Source organism: Spongiactinospora rosea (genome assembly GCF_003315795.1).
Taxonomy (GTDB): domain Bacteria; phylum Actinomycetota; class Actinomycetes; order Streptosporangiales; family Streptosporangiaceae; genus Spongiactinospora; species Spongiactinospora rosea.
The window spans coordinates 41106-57743 of the sequence record NZ_QMEY01000015.1 but is presented as its reverse complement, the minus strand read 5'-3'; the positions used below and the strand labels follow the sequence as shown (position 1 = coordinate 57743).

Below are 16638 nucleotides of genomic sequence, written 5' to 3'. Positions count from 1 at the left end.
GCCCCGCGACCCCTTGATCAGCGCTCCAGCAGGGCGCCCAGGCGGCGGCCGGACTCCTCGACCATCGCCCGTACGATCTCGGCGACGGTCTCCTCCGGCCGGTGGGGCACGGGGCTCAGGAACGCGGCGGGCGGCACCGGGCCCAGTGCCCGCAGCACCAAGTTCCTCGTCCGCAGGAACGCCTCGGCGCTGTCGCGGAACGACGCCCCCGAGGATTCGAGCTCGGTGAGCACCCTGTCCTGGTCCTGAAGCTCGTGCCCCTGACCGCTCGGCTCGCCGGTCGCGGCCAGAACGGCGAGGCAACCGCTGATCTCCTGCCTCGCGGCGCTCCGCAGGCCGGCGGCGTCCTCGTCGGCGCGTCCGGCGTCCGGCCGGGACAGAGCCCTCCGGATCGTGTCCGCTTCACGCTCGTACAGGTCGAGCACGAGGTGCGCGTACGCGCCCTCCGGCGCGGGCGACGGGTCGAACGCCTCGTTGATCCCGCCCAGCCAGCGCAGGAAGAGCCGGCCACCGGCTCCGAGCCGTTCCGCGTGCCGGCCGAGTCGGTGAAGGAGGTACTGGGCCCGGTCGAAGGACCGCCTTGCCTGCCGGGCGGGATCCGCGCCGGTGATCGGCCCGTACCGGCCGGCCAGTTCGGCGTGCCTCGCGGCCACGGTGGAGTGGAACAGCGCCAAGGTGGTGTAGACGTGGCTGACGGTGAGGGCACGATCGAGCGGCCAGCCCTCACTCGCCTCCGGCCTGGCCCTGTTCCAGTGCGGACGGATCAGCGGCGACGCCGCCGCGTCGTAGTCCTCGTCCAGCAGGGAGTGGGTGTGCTCAAGGTCGGTGAACTTGACGTGCATCGCCTCGTGGAGCAGATACTCGGCGGCCTGCCACGCGTCGCCCAGCACGGCGGGCGACAGGAAGATCACCCCCGGGATGCGGGGATGGGTGAGCGACGCGAACCCGGGCGACGCAGAACCGGACGAGACAGAACCGGGCGAGACAGAACCGGGCGACGACTTTTTGCCGGCGACGACGACCAGGTGTACGTGGCTCAGTGCACTGGGCGCGAGCGTGGGGCACAGCTCGTGCAGCAGTTCCGCACCCCGCAGGAGCGTCTCGCGCACGCGGCCCCCGGGGCTCGTCAGGACGAGCCCCTGGAAACTCGCGGAGAAGACGCGGCGGAAGAACTCGCCCAGCGGGTCCACCTCCGCCCGAGGCTCGGACCACACCCACGTGCCCGCGGCCTCGTGCAGCCGCACCAGATCCGCGGCGCCCTCGGCCAGCGGCGGCACGGTGGCGCGAAGACCCTGAGCAGCCGCGGTCTCCAGAACGGCGTCCAGCTCCTCTTCGGGCCAGGGCAGCTCACGGCCGCCGCGCACGGCGCTCAGCCAGGTGTCCGTCGCCACCCGGACCGCCGGGTCGCCCAGCACCTGGTGGTGCCGGTCGCCGGAGGCGTCATCCTGCGCGGTGAGCAGCAGATGCGCGCCCTTGGAGTGCTCCTTGAGGAGGAGCAGGCGGTGGCGGTAGTGAAGATGGGTGCGCTGACGGATGTAGTCGCAGTCGCCGAAAGGGCGGTCGCCGGCGAGGATCTCCTCCATCTGCCGCCTCGCCTGAGTGGTGATCACCGGATGCCTCAGAGCTGGGGGCCAGAGTCGTACATGGCGGCGCAGTACAGGACGGGGCATCTGACCCTGGCCAGGCTGGCGGCTCCCTCGCCCTTGTCGCTCAACGCTCTCAGATCGTCCTCGGAGAGCTGGCTCTCGACGATCTCGGCTTCGGTGATGCGCAGGACCATCGGCCCCTTGATTTGCTGCCCCATCGGTACTCCCACTCAGCGGGCTCATCGGATCGATGCTTGTCCTGCTCGAAGTCGGGCAAGCGAGAACCATCGGCTTCTCCAAGGTTCTTCCGCCCGGACGCGGACCATCACGGCTGCTTGCCGGTGATCAGGTGGAGGCGTTGCGCGGTGGCGAGGAGAGGAGACGGCCAGGATCGCCGTCACGTCCGACCGGGAGCCGGTCCGCGGACTTCGACACCGACGCGGGGATCATCCCACAGCGCGTCGACGAGCTTGGGCCACCGACCCTGCCCCGACGATAACCGCGGAACCTGCGCAAGATCAAGAACGAGGTGGGCCGCCGCGGGGGGAGCAGTCCCGCTGATCGACATGCTGAAGGAGGCGGTGCTGCGTACCGGCTGCTGCTCGCCTCGGCTCACCCTGCGCAGGGCGGTGCCCATCGAGAGCACCTGTCAGCGGCCCAGGCCCGTCGCGCTGGAGGCGAGCGGCGGGTAGGGCTCGCCGCAGAAGTAACGGTTCAGCGCGTCGACGGCGGCCGGCAGCATGGGCGCGACCTTCGGATCGCTGCGTTGCACGTTGACCGACACCGTCATCCGGCGCTTGCCGGTGGCGTCGGCGAAGGCGAACGTTTGATAACCGGGGATGGAGCCGGTCACGCCCCACATCTCGCCGCAGGTGCGGCCGACCGACTCCAGCCCCAGGCCGTACTGGGGGAAGGCCGGCGCCTGCGGCGTCGCGACCCCGTATCCGGCGCGATCGTCAACTTCTCCTCCCTCGGCAGGTTCGTCGGCCTGCCCGAACCCGCTGCCGTGGTGGAATACAGGGTGCCGGCGGCCTGGTCGAAGAGCTGTTTCTTGGAGCCGAAGTAGCGGAAGACAAGGGTGGCGTCGGCGCCAGAGTCCCTGGCGATGTCGCGAACGCTGGCGGCGTCGTACCCCTGGCGGGCGAAGCGCAGCCTTGCTTGGTCATCGACCGTTGACATTCTGTGTGTAGGGTGTGCTACGTTCCCTCAAGTCAGCGTTCGATGACTTGAGGGGCGACATATGCGGACGTACGTTGTGGCGGGCGGAACAAACGGCATGGGCCGAGGACTCGCCCTGCACTTCCTACGCCGGGGTGACCACGTGACGGTCGTGGGCAGCGATCCGGCCAAGGGGCAGCACTTCCTCGACGACGCCGCCGGGCTGGACGCCGCCGGGCGGGCCGCGTTCCTGCGTGCGGACCTGACATCGGCAGCGGAGAACATGCGAGTGATCAAAGAGATCAAGGCACGACATGACGCGCTGGACGGCCTGATCTGCACCGCGCTCCGCCCCTTCCCGCAGCGGGTGGAAACCCCCGACGGCTATGAAGCCACCTTCGCCCTCTACTACGTCAGCCGTTTCCTGCTCGCCTACGGCCTGACCGACCTGCTGGAGCGCGGAGAGAACCCGATGATCGTGAACATCTGCGCTGTCGGCGTCACCAAGGGCCACATCCACTGGAATGACCTGTCGCTCAAGCGAGGTTACGGCAGTATCAAGGCCATGCTGCAGGGCGGGCGCGCCACCGACCTCCTGGGCGTCGCGTACGCCCTCAACCACCCGGACGCCCGTACCCGTTACCTGCTGCACCACCCCGGCTTCACCAACAGCGGCACAGACAGCCTCGAACAGCCCACCAAGACCGTCATCAAGCTCCTGGCCAGGTTCGCCGCCCAACCGGTCGAGAAGGCCATCGCGCCCATCGTCGAGCTGATGGATGATCCGCCAGGCAAGGGCGGCCTCCTGGCCTACGATCGTCGCCGCCCGCTCGAACCGTCACTATCCTCGCTCGACTCAGCCGCCGCCCGCCGCCTATACGACCTGACCAGCCACCTGCTGAGCTTCTAGCTCTTCACAGAACTTCTGTGTCACACCGCCGAACTGGACCTCTACCGCCGAGTGGACCACGGTCGAACACCGCTGGACGCTATCGGCCGACCCCGCCGAGAGGGACGCCCTGGCCGGCATCGCCGCCGGATGCCCCGACATCCTCATCGACATCCCGCCCGCCGCCTGAACAACTCGGCGGCAGGTCAGCGATCGCGGTCACCGAGCTCGTCCGAGACGTGGCGGAACCACGGGCACGGGACCACGAACTGTCCGTGATCCCGTGCCCGGCCGCCGGGCCGACCTTCCCGACATCGTCGCTGCGAGACCAGGCGGGGGCGGGTTGGCCCCTGGAACTTCTTGACGCTGAGCGCACGCCAGGCTTCTTCCCACTCCTCCACCTGCGCTCCGCAGGCGCCCACGATCGTGCGGACGATGGGCAGCGGAGGCATCCGGGGGAACTTGACGTTGAGAGGCCGTGTGGGGGACCTCCCCGGGGACGGGAGGCGAACCGTGCCCACACCCGCGGCTGATCTCCCGCATGGACACCCCGGACCAGGCTCGTAGCAGACTCAGCCGGTAGCGGCACTCCTGCGGTGTCCGAACCGCCCACGGGTCCGGCGGGGACGGGCCCCGTCTCACGGCGGCGGTCTTTCGAGCCCCGGCTCGGTTCCCGGCCGAGGAAGAACCCGCACGGCCCCGCCGCCGTGGCTCCCCCACGTGGGCCTGCGCCTCTTCTTCCTTGGCGCGCTCCCACAGCGTCGGCCACGGGGCCGGAGTTGAGGAACCGGCGGACAGCCGTTGTCGATGAGAACGATCTTGCTCGGTGGGATAATTGCTGGTCAGCGTCCCGCGAGTACCGCATAGGCCGTGGAGCGGCCGATTTCGAGGGTGCGGGCAGCCTCGCCCCGCGATGACCCCCGCAGGCGGAACCGACGGCGCTCTCTGGTGCGCCGGCCGGTTACGCCCGCGTCTCCACCGTCGGCCAACTCCTGGACCGCCGGCTCGCCGCACTCACCTCGGCGGGCTGCATCCGCATCTTCGCCGACAAGAAGTCCGGCAAGAACGCCGAGCGCGAGGAGCTGTGGAAAGCGCTGGACCATACGGCCCGGCGACCCCCTCGTGGTGCCCTCGCTGGACCGGCTGGGCCGCTCCATGCAAGACCTCATCTCGATCGTGGCGGGGTTGCGCAAGCGCGGCATCGGCTTCCGTTCCCTGTACGAGGCGCTGGACACCACCACCCCCGGCGGTCGGCTCGTCTTCCATGTCTTCGCCGCGCTCGCCGAGTTCATCCGCGAGTCATCGTGGAAGGCACCCACGAGGGTCTGGCCGCCGCCCGCGCCCGTGGTCAGCGCTTGGGCCGTCCGCCGGCCATGACGGCCGAGCAGATCCGGCACGCCCGCGGCCTGCTGACCCGGCCGGAGACCATCGCCCGGTCGCTCGGCGTCAGCCGTTCAACCATCTACAAGTACGCCCCCGAACTTGCGACAGGCCACTCTGCCGTCGAACAGCAAGCGAGGCGAGCCGAACTGGAAGCGGGAAGCTGATTTCCCAGTTCAGGGGCCTAAATGGCGGCTGGTGCCACGTTGGTCAACGGCACCCCTTCTTTCAGGATGAGCGTGCAGGAGCCTTTCCCCCTGGAAACCTCGACATCCATCTGGGACCGCCGCGCCGGCTGGCCGCGACCACACCCCAGTCCCTGGGAGTAGGTCATCTGCCGAGGGATCCGCGATCACGGCCGATGGCGGAAGCTGATGCGCATCAGCCGGCTGTCAGCCCAGTCTTCGAGCCGAGTCGGCCGGATGGTGCCGGGGTCGTGGGGTTGGTTGAGATCCGCGACGATCTCGGCCAGCACGGCCTGACGTTCGGCTGGGTCGGTGACCGGCGTGGCCCGTGCGGGCAGATCTGCGCGGATCCCGTTCTTGAGGTGGAAGGTGAAGTTCGGATTGGCGAGAAGGTTCGCATGCCAGTCGGTCGCGGCACCGCCGGCGCCGCTACACAGGTAGGTGGTGCCCGCGGCCCGGTAGAAGAAGATCTCGATGCGGCGTGGGCGGCCGGTGCGTCGCCCCTGCGTCGTGATGTCGATGATCCGCTCTCTGGTGCCCGCGGCGGGGGTGATCTCGATGGCTCGTCGGACGTGGTCGGGCAGGTGGGACAAAGATGCGTCCCGCGCGGAGTCATTCGACCCGGTCGTGTCCGGAGTGCTCATGCGGTCTCGGTCTGAAGCGCGGGGCCGAGGAGGAGTCCACCGTCGATGACGTACTCCGACCCCGTGATGAACGACGCGTCCGATGAGGTGAGGAACAGCAGAAGCCGGGTGACGTCGGCCGGCTCCCCGAGCCGGGGGATGGCGAACGGCTCGGGTGAGTAGAAGTCGGCGATCGGCGCGGTGGCGCCGGCTGCTGGTTCGTAGATGAAGGGGGTCGCGATCACGCCGGGGTGGATGGTGTTGACCCGGATATGGTCGCGGCCGAGCTCAAGTGCTGCCGTTCGGGTGAGACCTCGCACGGCCCACTTGCCGGCCACGTACGGCGCGTAGTGCGCCGTGCCGCCCAGGGCCATGATCGAGGCGATGTTGACAATGGCTCCCCCTGCCGCGCGGCGCAGAGCGGGGGCGGCGACCTTGATGCCGAGGAAGGTCCCGGTGAGGTTGATGTCGAGGATGCGCGACCACGTGGCCTGGTCCGTGTCTTCGATCGTCGCCGGCGGGTTCTGCACGCCCGCGTTGTTGACGAGCACGTTCAGGGCGCCGAAGGCGCTCTCGGCGGCCAGCACAGCAGCGGACCACGAGCTCTCGTCGGTGACATCGAGGCGGGTGAAGCGAGCGCGGGTCCCGAGCTCGGCGGCGAGAGCGGCGCCGCGTTCGGCGTCGATGTCGCCGATCACCACGTTCGCTCCTTCCGCGTGAAAGGCGCGTACGTGGCTCGAGCCCTGACCGCCGGTCCCACCGGTCACGAGCACGGTCTGGTTGTCGAAGCGGGGCATCAGATGTTCCTTGGGTAGGCGGATGAATGACCGGGATCACCAGTGATGACCGGCGGCCAGTGGTGAGCCGGGCGACTCACCATCCTGGACACTAGATCGGCAGCAGTGGCGAGTCAAGCCACTCACCTCGTATGCTCGACCCATGAGCAAGGTCGTGACGACGTATCACCAGCGCGTCGCCCAGGAGAAGCGCGCGCTGATCGTGTCGGCCGCCACCGCACTGTTCCTCGAGTTGGGCTACGACCGGACGTCGCTGGCGCGGATCGCAGAGCGTTCGGGCGTATCGCGGGCCACCTTGTTCAAGCAGTTTCCGAGCAAGGCCGCCCTGTTCGACGCCATCGTCACCGAGTCCTGGGCAACCGCCGACGAGGAGGATCCTCCGCCGGCGGGCAACATCGTCGACGGGCTCGGCATCATCGGCCGCCGCTACGCCGAGCTGCTAGGCCGCCCCCAGATGACCGATCTGTTCAGGATCGTCATCGCCGAGCTGCCGCGGTTCCCTGAGCTGGCCCATGCGCAGTTCTCGCACGGGAAGATGCCCTACTTCGAGTCCGTACGCGGCTACCTCCTGGCCGAGCACGAGGCGGGAACGGTGCGGGTCGAGGACGTGGACCTCGCGGCCACCCAGTTCCTGGGCATGATCTCCAACTACGTCTTCTGGCCGGCACTCCTTGTGCCGGGCTGGGAGGTGAGCGCCGAACGCGTCGCTCAGGTAGTGGACGAGGCCGTCCGCACCATCGCCGCCCGGTATGCCACAACTGAACCAGGACCGTCGGTCGCCATGGTGCGGTGAGGGTCAGCGAGGGCGGCGCCACTGGGTGGGGTCGGCAAAGTGCTGGTGGCGATGCTGGAGCGCCGAATGACGCAGCTGATGCAAGGTCCACCCCTGGCGGTGTGGCTCGGGCTCGGCCGAGGCGGTCTTGAACTGGTATTCGGCGCGTGGGCAGGACAGGCGGCCCCGCCCGGTGACGGGCCAGACGTCGCCGGATGCCGACGCGCGGCGGCCGGAGGGAGGAGCGCGCCGGTCGGCCAGGAACACCGGCCCGCAGGTGCGACCGGTCGGCAGGCGGGGCAACAGCCGGGCCGTCCTGGTGGCCCAGTGCACGTATTCGATGGCGCCGCCCTTGGTCATGCAACCCACCGGGGCGCTACGCAGGGCCTGACCTGCGGACGATGACCGCGTACCCGTTGACCGGCTGCCGGATCCTTGGTCACGCCGATTCGCAACAACCGATCGCCAAGCCGCAACGTCCGCACGTCACGGCGAGCCCCGGGCTGAGGCGAGACTGGCCGCATGAGCGCAAAAAGATCGCGTTTTGCCACGTCAATGGCGAGCCCGTCGATGCGGCGGCTACTCGCTCTGGTCACCGGCGGCTGCCTTGCCATGACCGCGTGCGTCACACAGGCCGCGGCGCAGCCACCCACGGCGCCGAAGCCGCGCCCGTCGATCGTGAAGCTGGACTCGGGCCGGATACGGGGAGTGGACGACGGTACCGTCAGGACGTACTCGGGGATCCGCTTCGCGCAGCCGCCGCTGGGGAGGCTTCGGTGGAAGGAGCCGGTGCGGGTCGCGCCGTGGCGGGGGGTGGCCGACGCCACCAAGCCCGGCCGGCAATGCCCGCAGGCGGATAAGGGTAAGCAACTCGGCGGGGAGGACTGCCTGTTCCTCAACGTCACCACGCCGGCCAAGGCGTCTCGAAAGCCGCTGCCGGTGATGGTGTGGCTGCACGGCGGCGGCTTCCTCGACGGCTCCGGCAGCATGTACAACGCCCGGCGGATGGCCGGCCAGGGCGAGGTGATCGTGGTGACGCCCAACTACCGGCTCGGGGCGTTCGGCTACCTCGCGCTGCCGGGGCTGCCCGGCTCGGGTACCTTCGGGCTGGCCGACCAGCTCGAAGCCCTACGATGGGTGCGGCGCAACGCCGCGGCCTTCGGCGGCGACCCTGGCAACGTGACGCTGATCGGCCAGTCCGCCGGCGGGATGAGCACCTGCGCGCTGCTGACCTCTCCGGCCACGCGCGGCCTGATCGACAAGGCCGTCATGCAGTCGGGGACGTGCACGCTCAACTGGCCGGCCGGCACCTACGCCCCGGTTCCTGACACGCCGCCGTTCACGCCATACGCCTCGCTGAAGACCAGCCGGGACATCGGTCTGGCCGCGGCCAAGCAGCTCGGCTGCGCGGCGGGCGAGGAGCTGGAGTGCCTGCGCTCCAAGCCGGTCTCTGAGCTGATGAAGATCAACGAAACGTTCGGCGCCTCCCTCGCCCACGGCACGCCGTTGCTGCCGCTGGACCCGGCGCAGGCACTGCGCACGGGCAAATTCCTGCGCGTGCCGGTGATCTCCGGCGCCACCAGGAGCGAGAGCAACGGCTTCGTCGCCGGCACGGCACAGGCTGGGATCCCGGTGACCGCCGAGAACTACCCGGCTCTGATGAAGAACGCGTTCGGCGAGCAGGCCGGCAAAGTGATGCGGGAATATCCGCTGAAGGCCTTCTCCTCGCCCGGCCTGGCCTGGGCGACGGTGAGCAGTGACCGCGCATGGGCCTGCCCGACCCTGGAAGGCAACGAGGCAATGGCCGCCCGCACCACGGTGTACGCCTATGAGTTCGCCGACGCCAAGGCCCCGAACATCGCCGGCATTCCCTCCGACTTTCCGCTGGGCGCCCAACACGCCAGCGACCTGCCCTACCTGTTCGACCTGGACGGCGAGGCATGGGACGGACTCACATCCGAGCAGTGGCGGCTGGCGCGGCAGATGATCGGCTACTGGACGTCCTTCGCGCACATCGGCAGGCCCCAGGCCGTCGGCGCACCCGCATGGCACGCCTTCACACCCTCCGGCCAGACCGTGCTCAGCCTGAAACCCACGAGCCAGGGCGGCATCGGCCCGATCGACCTCGGCGACGAGCACCGATGCGCCTTCTGGCGCGGACTTTCCAACTGATCACCGCGATGGTGCCCGGCCCAGACCCGGGCCGGGCACCATGGCGCGTGACGGCGAATGGCAGACTCAGCAGACGTGATCAGGATTCTGCTGGCCGACGACGACCCGATGGTCCGCCGGCATCTCAAGGCCATCCTCGGCTCCAGCACGGAGATCGAAGTGGTCGGCGAGGCACGGGATGGGGCAGAAGCGGTCGAGGAGGTCCTGCGCAACCAGCCCGACGTGGTACTGATGGACCTCAGGATGCCGGGCGTGGACGGGATCACCGCGACGAGGGAGATCACCGCGCTGGCCGCGCCGCCCGCGGTCATCACGCTCACGACGTTCGACTCCGACGAGCACGTGCTCGGCGCCCTGGAGGCCGGAGCCGCGGGCTTCCTGGTGAAGGCCACCCCGGCCGAGGAGCTGCTCAACCTGGTCAAGGTCGCCGCCGACGGGAACGTCGTGATGTCACCGAGCGCGGCGCGCAGACTGATCGCTCAGTCCTCCAGAGGCGACGAGCGGCGCGACGCCGCCCGGTCGCGGGTGGCCACGCTGGCCGAGCGTGAATGCGAGGTGCTGGCCTGCCTCGGTGAAGGGCTCACCAATCCCGAGATCGCCCGGCGGCTGTTCCTGTCGGAGACGACCGTCCGCAGCTATGTCTCCCGCCTCCTGGTCAAGCTCGAGCTCACCCACCGAACGCAGGCGGCCCTGCTCGCCCACCAGGCCGGACTCCTTGACGAGCCCGGCTGAACACGGACCCGCGACAACCCGGCCGCCACGGGCGACACCACGGCGGCCTTCCGAGGTACCCGCTGTGCACACACTGTCCCGTTGGCCGGAACTCATCGTCCGCGATCGAAGAATAATGCTCATGGTCGCCATCGGCGCGGCCACGCTGCTCGTCATCGTTCAGATCGTCCTGTACACCACGAGCGGGGACGACCGCGGCCCTGGCTCGCTCGCCGAGCTCGCCCTGAACCTCCTGCTCGACGCGTCCTTGCCGCTGATCGTCCGCCTCCCGCGGACGGTAGGGGGACTGGCCGTCGTGGTCACGACGGTGCTCGCTCTCGGGGCCGGCCTGACGCCGGATGCGGTGGCAGCGCAGATCGACCCGATCACGACACCCGTGGCAACCTCGGTCGTGGTGTCATTCCTGGTGACCCTGCTGCCCTGGCCTCAGGCGTTCGCCTTCGCCGCCGTCCTGGCGCTGCCGGCCATCCCGATCTGGTCTCCCTCGTGGGGAAACCTGTACGAAGCGCTGTCGTCCACCGCCCTGCCCGCGCTGGGCGCCCTGTACCTGAGGGCCCGGTACGAGCTGGTGCGATCGCTGCGCAAGCGGGCCGAGCTGGCCGACTCCGAACGCCGCCTGCTCGCCGAGCGGGCCGAGACCGCCGAACGGCAGCGCCTGGCCGCCGACCTGCACGACATCGTCACCCACCACGTCACGGAGATCGTGCTGCATGCCGACGCCCTCCGCGTCACCACCCGCGACGACGACGCCCGCGCGGCGGCCGAGCAGATCCGGCGAGCCGGCACGCGTACCCTCACCGAGCTGCGTGATCTCATGCACGTGGTCACCACAGGGGCCCGGCCCGCGCCCGCCGAGCGTCCCCAGAACGACACCGGCGGCGACCTCGCCGCACTGGCGGCGGCCGACCATGCGGCCCTGCACGTCGAGGGCGACCCCGATACGGTGCCCGCAGTCGTGGCCCGGGCGGTCTACCGGGTGGTGCAGGAGTCGCTGACCAACGCCCGCAAGCACGCTCCTGGAGCACCGGTCACGGTCGCCATCTCCTACCCCGGCGACCGGGCCGACGTCGAGGTGCGCAACGCGCCGCCCCGGCGGAGCGTCGATCCCACGCTGACCAGCGCCGGCTCCGGGATGGGCCTTACCGGGCTCGACCGCCGGGTGACCCTGCTCGGCGGCACCTTCAGCGCGGGAGACGACGGCGAGGGAGGCTTCACGGTCACCGCCAGCCTCCCCGCCTCCGCCACACGGAACGCCGCCACACCGGATCCTCGGGCACCTGCCGACTCCGGCGTGACGTGAGGAGACGCCCTCTGGCGGTTTCGTGCCGGCGGTGGACAGTTCCTCGGCTCCTCGGCCGGTCTGTCACCGGCAACGGTGGGTGCGCAGGCGCTCGGCGTGTTCGGTGGCTGCTACGAGGCGTGTGGTGATCTCGTCCAGCAGCGACACGGCACGAGGCGGGCCCGCCTCGACCGGGGGCGAGCCCACACCGCATCAAGGTCGCCTGGCCTTAGCCTTCCCGCAGCCACCATGGAAATCACTCACGACGCCGAGGCCCGGTGGCTCGGGACGGTACGCACACCGTCTGGAAGGGCTCACCGGGCAGGTACTGCTCCCACTCCCCGGCGCTGAGCGTACGGCCGGCGCGAGCGCAGGCGGTGGCCACCAGGTCCGCGGGTTCGGCCACGCCCCACACCCGGAAGGTGTCGTCATCGTTCACCGTGGCCAGCACGCCATCGCCGAACTCCACCTGCGAGACCCTGCTACGGCCAGGAAGAGCGGCGCCGACCTGCTCCTGCGTGGCCACGTCCCACAGCCGGACGCTCTTGTCGTCGCTCGCGGTGGCGAGAGTGCCGCCGTCGGCGCTGAAGGCCACCGCGGTGATCACGCCGGAGTGCCCACCCAGATCCCGGCCGAGCTGCTTGCGGGAGGCCAGGTCGATCAGCCGCGTTCCCGCGTTGCCGGCCACGGCCAGGGTCCTGACGTCGGGGGAGAAGGCGACGCTCTTCGCCCTGCTGATGGGCGGGCCGGCCTCGGCCTGGGTGGACAGCTCCCACAGCTGGGCGTTCTCCCCGATGTCCACCGCGGTCAGGTATCTGCCGTCGGGGCTGATGACCAGCTGCGCGATGTTCTCGGGGCGGACGATCCGGCCGATCCGGCGATGGGAGCGCGCGTCGAAGAGCCATATCTCGGGCTTCGCATCGGCCTGCGAGTCCGGTGTGAGCGCGATGGCCAGAATCCGCCCGTCCGGGCTGTAGGCCGCCGGCCCGATGACGTGACGAGGGGTTCGCACCGAGCTCACCTGGCGCCGGTCGGCGACGTCCCACCAGGTCAGCTCGGACTCCAGGCCGATCGCCAGCGTGCCCCCGTCCGGGCTGCGCACCGCCCTGTTGATGGGCTGCCCCGGCCTGATGGTGAAGATCGGTGTTCGCGAGGCGAGGTCCCAGAGCCTGACCTGCCGCGCGTCGGAGGTCAGGATGCTGCGCCGATCGCTGCTGAACGTCGCGGCGCGCGCGGTGGTGCCTGCCGTGGGCAAGGGAGCTCCCAGCTGCCGGTGTGTGAACGGGTTCCACAGCCGCAGCCCGTCGAAGCCACCGGCGGCCAGCAATTTCCCGTCGGGGCTGAAGGCCACGCTGTACAGGCCGATCGTGTGACCGGCGAGCCTGGGACCGAGCTCCTCGCGCGTGGTCAGGTCCCACAGCCGGGCCCGGCCGCCGTCGCTCGTGGTCGCCAAGACTGAGCCGTCCGGGCTGAACGCGACGCGGATGCCGCCGATCTGCCTGTTCATGAGCGGCTTGCCGATGGGCCGCCACGTGGCGACGTCCCACAGGCGCAACGCGTGGCTGCTGGTGACCAGCCGCTTCCCGTCGGGGCTGAAGGCGAGGTGGCTGATGCCGGAGGGGGAGAGGTGTGCTTCGAGCAAGGCGACCTGCCTGCGCGAGGCCACGTCCCAGACCTGGGCCTCGGTCTCGCGGGAGGAGTGGACCGCCAGCAGCCTCCCGTCCGGGCTGAAGGCGACGGCGTTGGCCCCGGGAAGCGCGTCACCGACCTGTGTGCGCGTAGCCACGTCCCACAGCCGAACCTTGTCGCCGCCGGTGGCCAGGAGCCTGCCGTCCGGGCTGAACGCCACGGTGCCGCCGCCCCGGAGCGGTTTCCCGAGCTGCTCGTGCGTGGTGGCGTCCCAGATTCGCACGTCCTCCGCCGCCGCCGCGACGAGCCGGCCGTCACTGCTGAACGCCACCTCGGTGACCATCTGCTTCTGGCCGGTCAGGGAGCCGGTCGGACGGTGTGTGACAGGGTCGCGGAGTGTCACGACGCCCTCGTCGTCCCCGTTGGTCGCCAGGACCCTGCCGTCGGGGCTGAAGGCCAGCGCGAGCGCCGGGCCTGGCCTGGTGAAGACGGCGGGCCCGGCGAGCGCGTTACGGAGGCTGTGGCGGGCCTCCTTGGTCGGCGCGAGCCGCCAGGCGGTGACAGCGAGCAGGTGTCCGACCGTCGGCTCGGTGCCGACGAGCCGGACGCTCTGCGTCGCCAGTTGCCGGGACAACGCCTGCCGTTTCTGCGCCTCCGCCCGCTTCCGCTCCCTGTTGGCCTCGCCCGCGGCGGACACGGCCGAGACCGCGCCGGCGAGAGCGACGACAAGCAACGTGACCAGCGTGACCAGCGCGCCGCGCCGCATCTTCCTGGATCGGGCCAGCGCTCGGCGACTGGAGTCGAGGAAGTCCCGTTCCAGCCTGGTGAGCGTCACGTGGCGGCGCTCGGAGACGGCCCAGCTCTCGACCGCCTGCAGCCGGCTGCCGCGCAGCAGGTCGCCGTCGCCGCGACCGTTGTCGTCCCAGTGGCGGGCGGCCTGGCTGAGCTGCCCGACGACCGCCAGGCCCGGTCTCTCCGCGCTCACCCAGCCGCGCAGGCGAGGCCACGCGCGCAGGACGGCGGGACGGGTCAGGACCATCTGGCCCTCACGCTCGGAGAGCATGTAGGAGAACGCTCGGAGGATGGCCCGCAGGTCCTGCCCGCCGTACTCCAGCTCGGCCACGGGCACCGGGCGGGTCGTCTCCATGTCGTACTCGTCAAGGGTGAGCAGCCGCAGGAACACCCCGGGCACCAGTCGCCGCTGCTCCTCCGGGAGCGCGGTGTAGGCGTCCTCGGCGATCGCCCCCAGCGCCGGGTCCAGGCCATCGTCCGAGGCGATCTGCCGCGCCCGCTCACTGCCCGCACGCAACAGCCCGGTCGCCTCGCCGTTCCCGCTGACCAGGGCGAGCAGCAACTCCCGGGCCGTCGGCCGCGCCTGCGGCTCCTTGGCCAGCGCCGCCGCCACCAACGGGCGCAGCGCCGGCGGCAACCCGTCCAGGTCGGGTGTGGCCGACAGGACCTGGTGGATCACCACAGCGGCGCTGTCCCCGGAGAAGGCGTCCGTTCCCCGTGCGGCGAAGAGCATCACGGCGCCCCACGCGAACACGTCGCCCGGCGCGCCCGCCCGCTGCCCACTGAACGACTCGGGTGGCATGTAGGCGGGCGTGCCGGCGATCAGTCCGGTGGACGTCACCGACATCTCCTCGGTACGCGCGATACCGAAGTCGATCACCCGCGGGCCGTCCGGGCCGAGCAGGACGTTGTCGGGCTTCAGATCACGGTGAATCACCCCCGCCTCGTGAACCGCGGCCAGCGCGGTGGCGATCGCCGTGGCCAGCCGGTGCAGGTCGTCCCCCGCGAACGACCGCCCATCCCGTACGGCTGTGCGCAGGCTGGGCCCGCTGACGTACTCGCTGACGATGTACGGCCGCGGGCCCGTCAGATCGGCGTTCAACACCCGAGCCGTGCAGAAGGAGGCCACCCTTCGCGCGGCCTCGACCTCCCGCGCGAATCGGTCCAGTTGCGTGCGGCCGCTGTCGGCGTGCAGGAGCTTGAGCGCCACCCGAGTGCCCTCACCGTCGTACGCCTCGTAGACGACACCCTGGCCTCCCTGCCCCAGGCGGCCGGCCAGCCAGTAGCCGCCGACCGTGTGCGGGTCCTCTCCCAGCAACGCTCTCATGGTCGCTGGGACGCGCACATGCGGCCAGGGGCTCGGGCGCTCGGAGGCCGCCGGCGGCGGCGCGGCCCCTGCCCGGGAACTCGGGCCGGCGCCGGCTGTAGTTGAACGGACATCTCTCTTGCGCATATGGGGTCATCCGTTGGGGGTGGGGACGCAAAGCGGCTGCTGCGGGTGATGGGGGAGGGAGGCGCCGACCACGTCATGATCTTCTGGGAGCACGGCTCAGTGGTCGGTGACCGAGATCCTCACGCCGACTGCGCCGTCGCCGTGGCGCAGGCAACCGTCGGCGTCGTTGACGCGCAGCTGGAGAAAGCCCGCCTGGCGCGCCTCGATCAAGGCCCTGCTGCCGACCCTGTAGTGGTCGTTGCTGATCCTCGCGATCAGCGAACTACAATGGATGCCTTTCCTGTCTATTTCAGGTTCGCCGCCTTGCGATCTCTTTCCGCCCCAGCTCAACGCGCTCAACCGCACGACCGCGAGTCAGCTGGTCGTACGGGCTGCCGCCACGAACTCCTCATGCGCACGGGACGTGATCGAAGGTCGTCAGTTGCGGGATGACCTCCGTTATCTGGCAAGATGGCGATCACCAGGGTAGCGCGAGCCGGGCGGCCGTCGCCCGGCGCGAGCGCTTCGATTCCCGGTTATCTGGCAACCCGGCGGATGGGGTCGGCACGGACGAACACGTCCGCATTCACGGCAAGGGCGGCAGCGTCCGCACCGTCCTGCTCGACGACCGCTGCTACGTCACCCTGCTCAAGCTCTACCTGACCCGCGCCGGCCACACCGCCGGGCCACAGTTCCGCGCCTCCATCAACGGTCGCGGCGGGCCCCTGTCCTACGACGCCGCCCACCACCGCCGGCAGACCTACTGCGCCGCAGCGAAAGTCGAGATCGACATCCACCAGCTGCGTCATGCCCACGCCACCGAGCTCATCAACGCCGGGGTGTCCATCGAGGCAGTTCGCCGCCGCCTCGGTCACGCTTCTGCCGAGACCACGCAGCTGTACGCGCTGCTCGACGACAAGGTCGCCGACACCGAGATCCGCGCCGCCCGCCGACGCCGCGACCAAGCGGCACATTGATCGCACAGTTGGCCCTCTCCCGGTTCAGGCTGCTCTGAGCAGGGATAACGCAATCGCGTGTACCTGGTGACAGCTTCGTCAACGTTAAGCCGAAGAGAGCCGCTTGCAGCGGCCGCAGGCCCTTGTCCGGGGCCGGGGAGGCGATGACGTAGCGGCCCAGGCAGTTGAGGTGGGCGTGTCCTGGCGGGCTGAGCCGGGCCACGCCCTCGTCCTTGACCGGCACTCCCCGGGCACG

At 70.2% G+C, this 16638-nt stretch carries 16 protein-coding genes and 1 pseudogene; 8 read left to right on the top strand and 9 right to left on the bottom strand.

Going from position 1 to position 16638, the window contains the following annotated elements; translation table 11 throughout:
• Nucleotides 1-17 precede the first annotated feature (17 nt).
• The 4 genes from DP939_RS28645 to DP939_RS28630 form a co-directional block, all read right to left on the bottom strand.
• Nucleotides 18-1610 carry a hypothetical protein gene (locus DP939_RS28645; protein ID WP_147268185.1) on the bottom strand — a complete coding sequence of 531 codons (1593 nt, stop codon included), beginning with the start codon at nucleotides 1608-1610 and terminating at the stop codon, nucleotides 18-20.
• Between the two features lie 8 nt (nucleotides 1611-1618).
• Nucleotides 1619-1804: a hypothetical protein gene (locus DP939_RS28640; RefSeq protein ID WP_113983920.1), complete on the bottom strand. Its 186-nt coding sequence runs from the start codon at nucleotides 1802-1804 to the stop codon at nucleotides 1619-1621.
• A gap of 431 nt (nucleotides 1805-2235) precedes the next feature.
• Nucleotides 2236-2439 (bottom strand): hypothetical protein, encoded by a 204-nt coding sequence (locus DP939_RS28635; RefSeq protein WP_113983917.1) that lies wholly within the window; start codon nucleotides 2437-2439, stop codon nucleotides 2236-2238.
• Nucleotides 2436-2765 (bottom strand): helix-turn-helix domain-containing protein, encoded by a 330-nt coding sequence (locus DP939_RS28630; RefSeq protein ID WP_113983916.1) that lies wholly within the window; start codon nucleotides 2763-2765, stop codon nucleotides 2436-2438. Before DP939_RS28630 ends, DP939_RS28635 begins: the two co-directional genes overlap by 4 nt.
• Nucleotides 2766-2826: 61 nt before the next feature.
• On the opposite strand from DP939_RS28630, the gene DP939_RS28625 reads away from it, so the two are divergent.
• The 3 genes and pseudogenes from DP939_RS28625 (at nucleotide 2827) to DP939_RS49660 (ending at nucleotide 5180) form a co-directional block, all read left to right on the top strand.
• Nucleotides 2827-3654 carry an SDR family NAD(P)-dependent oxidoreductase gene (locus DP939_RS28625; protein WP_113983913.1) on the top strand — a complete coding sequence of 276 codons (828 nt, stop codon included), beginning with the start codon at nucleotides 2827-2829 and terminating at the stop codon, nucleotides 3652-3654.
• A 971-nt stretch (nucleotides 3655-4625) separates the two neighbouring features.
• Nucleotides 4626-5010, top strand: a pseudogene (locus tag DP939_RS28620) (recombinase family protein).
• On the top strand, nucleotides 5007-5180 hold the full coding sequence (locus DP939_RS49660; protein ID WP_225878551.1) for a helix-turn-helix domain-containing protein: 174 nt from the start codon (nucleotides 5007-5009) through the stop codon (nucleotides 5178-5180). The pseudogene DP939_RS28620 and the gene DP939_RS49660 overlap by 4 nt, the downstream one beginning before the upstream one ends.
• Before the next feature lie 185 nt (nucleotides 5181-5365).
• On the opposite strand, the gene DP939_RS28615 is transcribed toward DP939_RS49660, so the two are convergent.
• Together DP939_RS28615 and DP939_RS28610 are read right to left on the bottom strand one after the other, a co-directional pair.
• Nucleotides 5366-5842, bottom strand: a complete 477-nt coding sequence (locus tag DP939_RS28615; protein WP_113983911.1) for a nitroreductase/quinone reductase family protein — start codon at nucleotides 5840-5842, stop codon at nucleotides 5366-5368.
• Nucleotides 5839-6618: an SDR family oxidoreductase gene (locus tag DP939_RS28610; RefSeq protein ID WP_113983909.1), complete on the bottom strand. Its 780-nt coding sequence runs from the start codon at nucleotides 6616-6618 to the stop codon at nucleotides 5839-5841. Before DP939_RS28610 ends, DP939_RS28615 begins: the two co-directional genes overlap by 4 nt.
• A 142-nt stretch (nucleotides 6619-6760) precedes the next feature.
• Between DP939_RS28610 and DP939_RS28605 the strand changes: the two genes are divergently transcribed.
• Nucleotides 6761-7411 carry a TetR/AcrR family transcriptional regulator gene (locus tag DP939_RS28605; protein WP_113983907.1) on the top strand — a complete coding sequence of 217 codons (651 nt, stop codon included), beginning with the start codon at nucleotides 6761-6763 and terminating at the stop codon, nucleotides 7409-7411.
• A gap of 3 nt (nucleotides 7412-7414) precedes the next feature.
• On the opposite strand, the gene DP939_RS28600 is transcribed toward DP939_RS28605, so the two are convergent.
• Complete coding sequence (locus tag DP939_RS28600; RefSeq protein ID WP_199565474.1) at nucleotides 7415-7750, bottom strand: hypothetical protein; 336 nt, start codon at nucleotides 7748-7750, stop codon at nucleotides 7415-7417.
• Nucleotides 7751-7912: 162 nt separating this feature from the next.
• Between DP939_RS28600 and DP939_RS28595 the strand changes: the two genes are divergently transcribed.
• The 3 genes from DP939_RS28595 to DP939_RS28585 all read left to right on the top strand — a co-directional run bounded on the left by DP939_RS28595 (nucleotide 7913) and on the right by DP939_RS28585 (nucleotide 11594).
• Nucleotides 7913-9562, top strand: coding sequence for a carboxylesterase/lipase family protein (locus tag DP939_RS28595; protein ID WP_318656323.1), 1650 nt, complete (start codon nucleotides 7913-7915; stop codon nucleotides 9560-9562).
• A gap of 75 nt (nucleotides 9563-9637) precedes the next feature.
• The gene (locus tag DP939_RS28590) at nucleotides 9638-10294 is read left to right on the top strand and encodes a response regulator (RefSeq protein ID WP_113983903.1); all 657 of its coding nucleotides are present in this window, start codon (nucleotides 9638-9640) and stop codon (nucleotides 10292-10294) included.
• A gap of 121 nt (nucleotides 10295-10415) precedes the next feature.
• Nucleotides 10416-11594, top strand: a complete 1179-nt coding sequence (locus DP939_RS28585; protein ID WP_158578733.1) for a sensor histidine kinase — start codon at nucleotides 10416-10418, stop codon at nucleotides 11592-11594.
• Nucleotides 11595-11829: 235 nt separating this feature from the next.
• Here DP939_RS28585 and DP939_RS28580 read toward each other — a convergent pair whose 3' ends face one another.
• On the bottom strand, nucleotides 11830-15312 hold the full coding sequence (locus DP939_RS28580) for a protein kinase domain-containing protein (protein WP_158578732.1): 3483 nt from the start codon (nucleotides 15310-15312) through the stop codon (nucleotides 11830-11832).
• 231 nt (nucleotides 15313-15543) lie between these two features.
• On the bottom strand, nucleotides 15544-15792 hold the full coding sequence (locus DP939_RS45580; protein WP_147268184.1) for a hypothetical protein: 249 nt from the start codon (nucleotides 15790-15792) through the stop codon (nucleotides 15544-15546).
• Between the two features lie 83 nt (nucleotides 15793-15875).
• On the opposite strand from DP939_RS45580, the gene DP939_RS28575 reads away from it, so the two are divergent.
• Nucleotides 15876-16403, top strand: a complete 528-nt coding sequence (locus DP939_RS28575; protein ID WP_225878550.1) for a tyrosine-type recombinase/integrase — start codon at nucleotides 15876-15878, stop codon at nucleotides 16401-16403.
• Nucleotides 16404-16638: the final 235 nt, after the last annotated feature.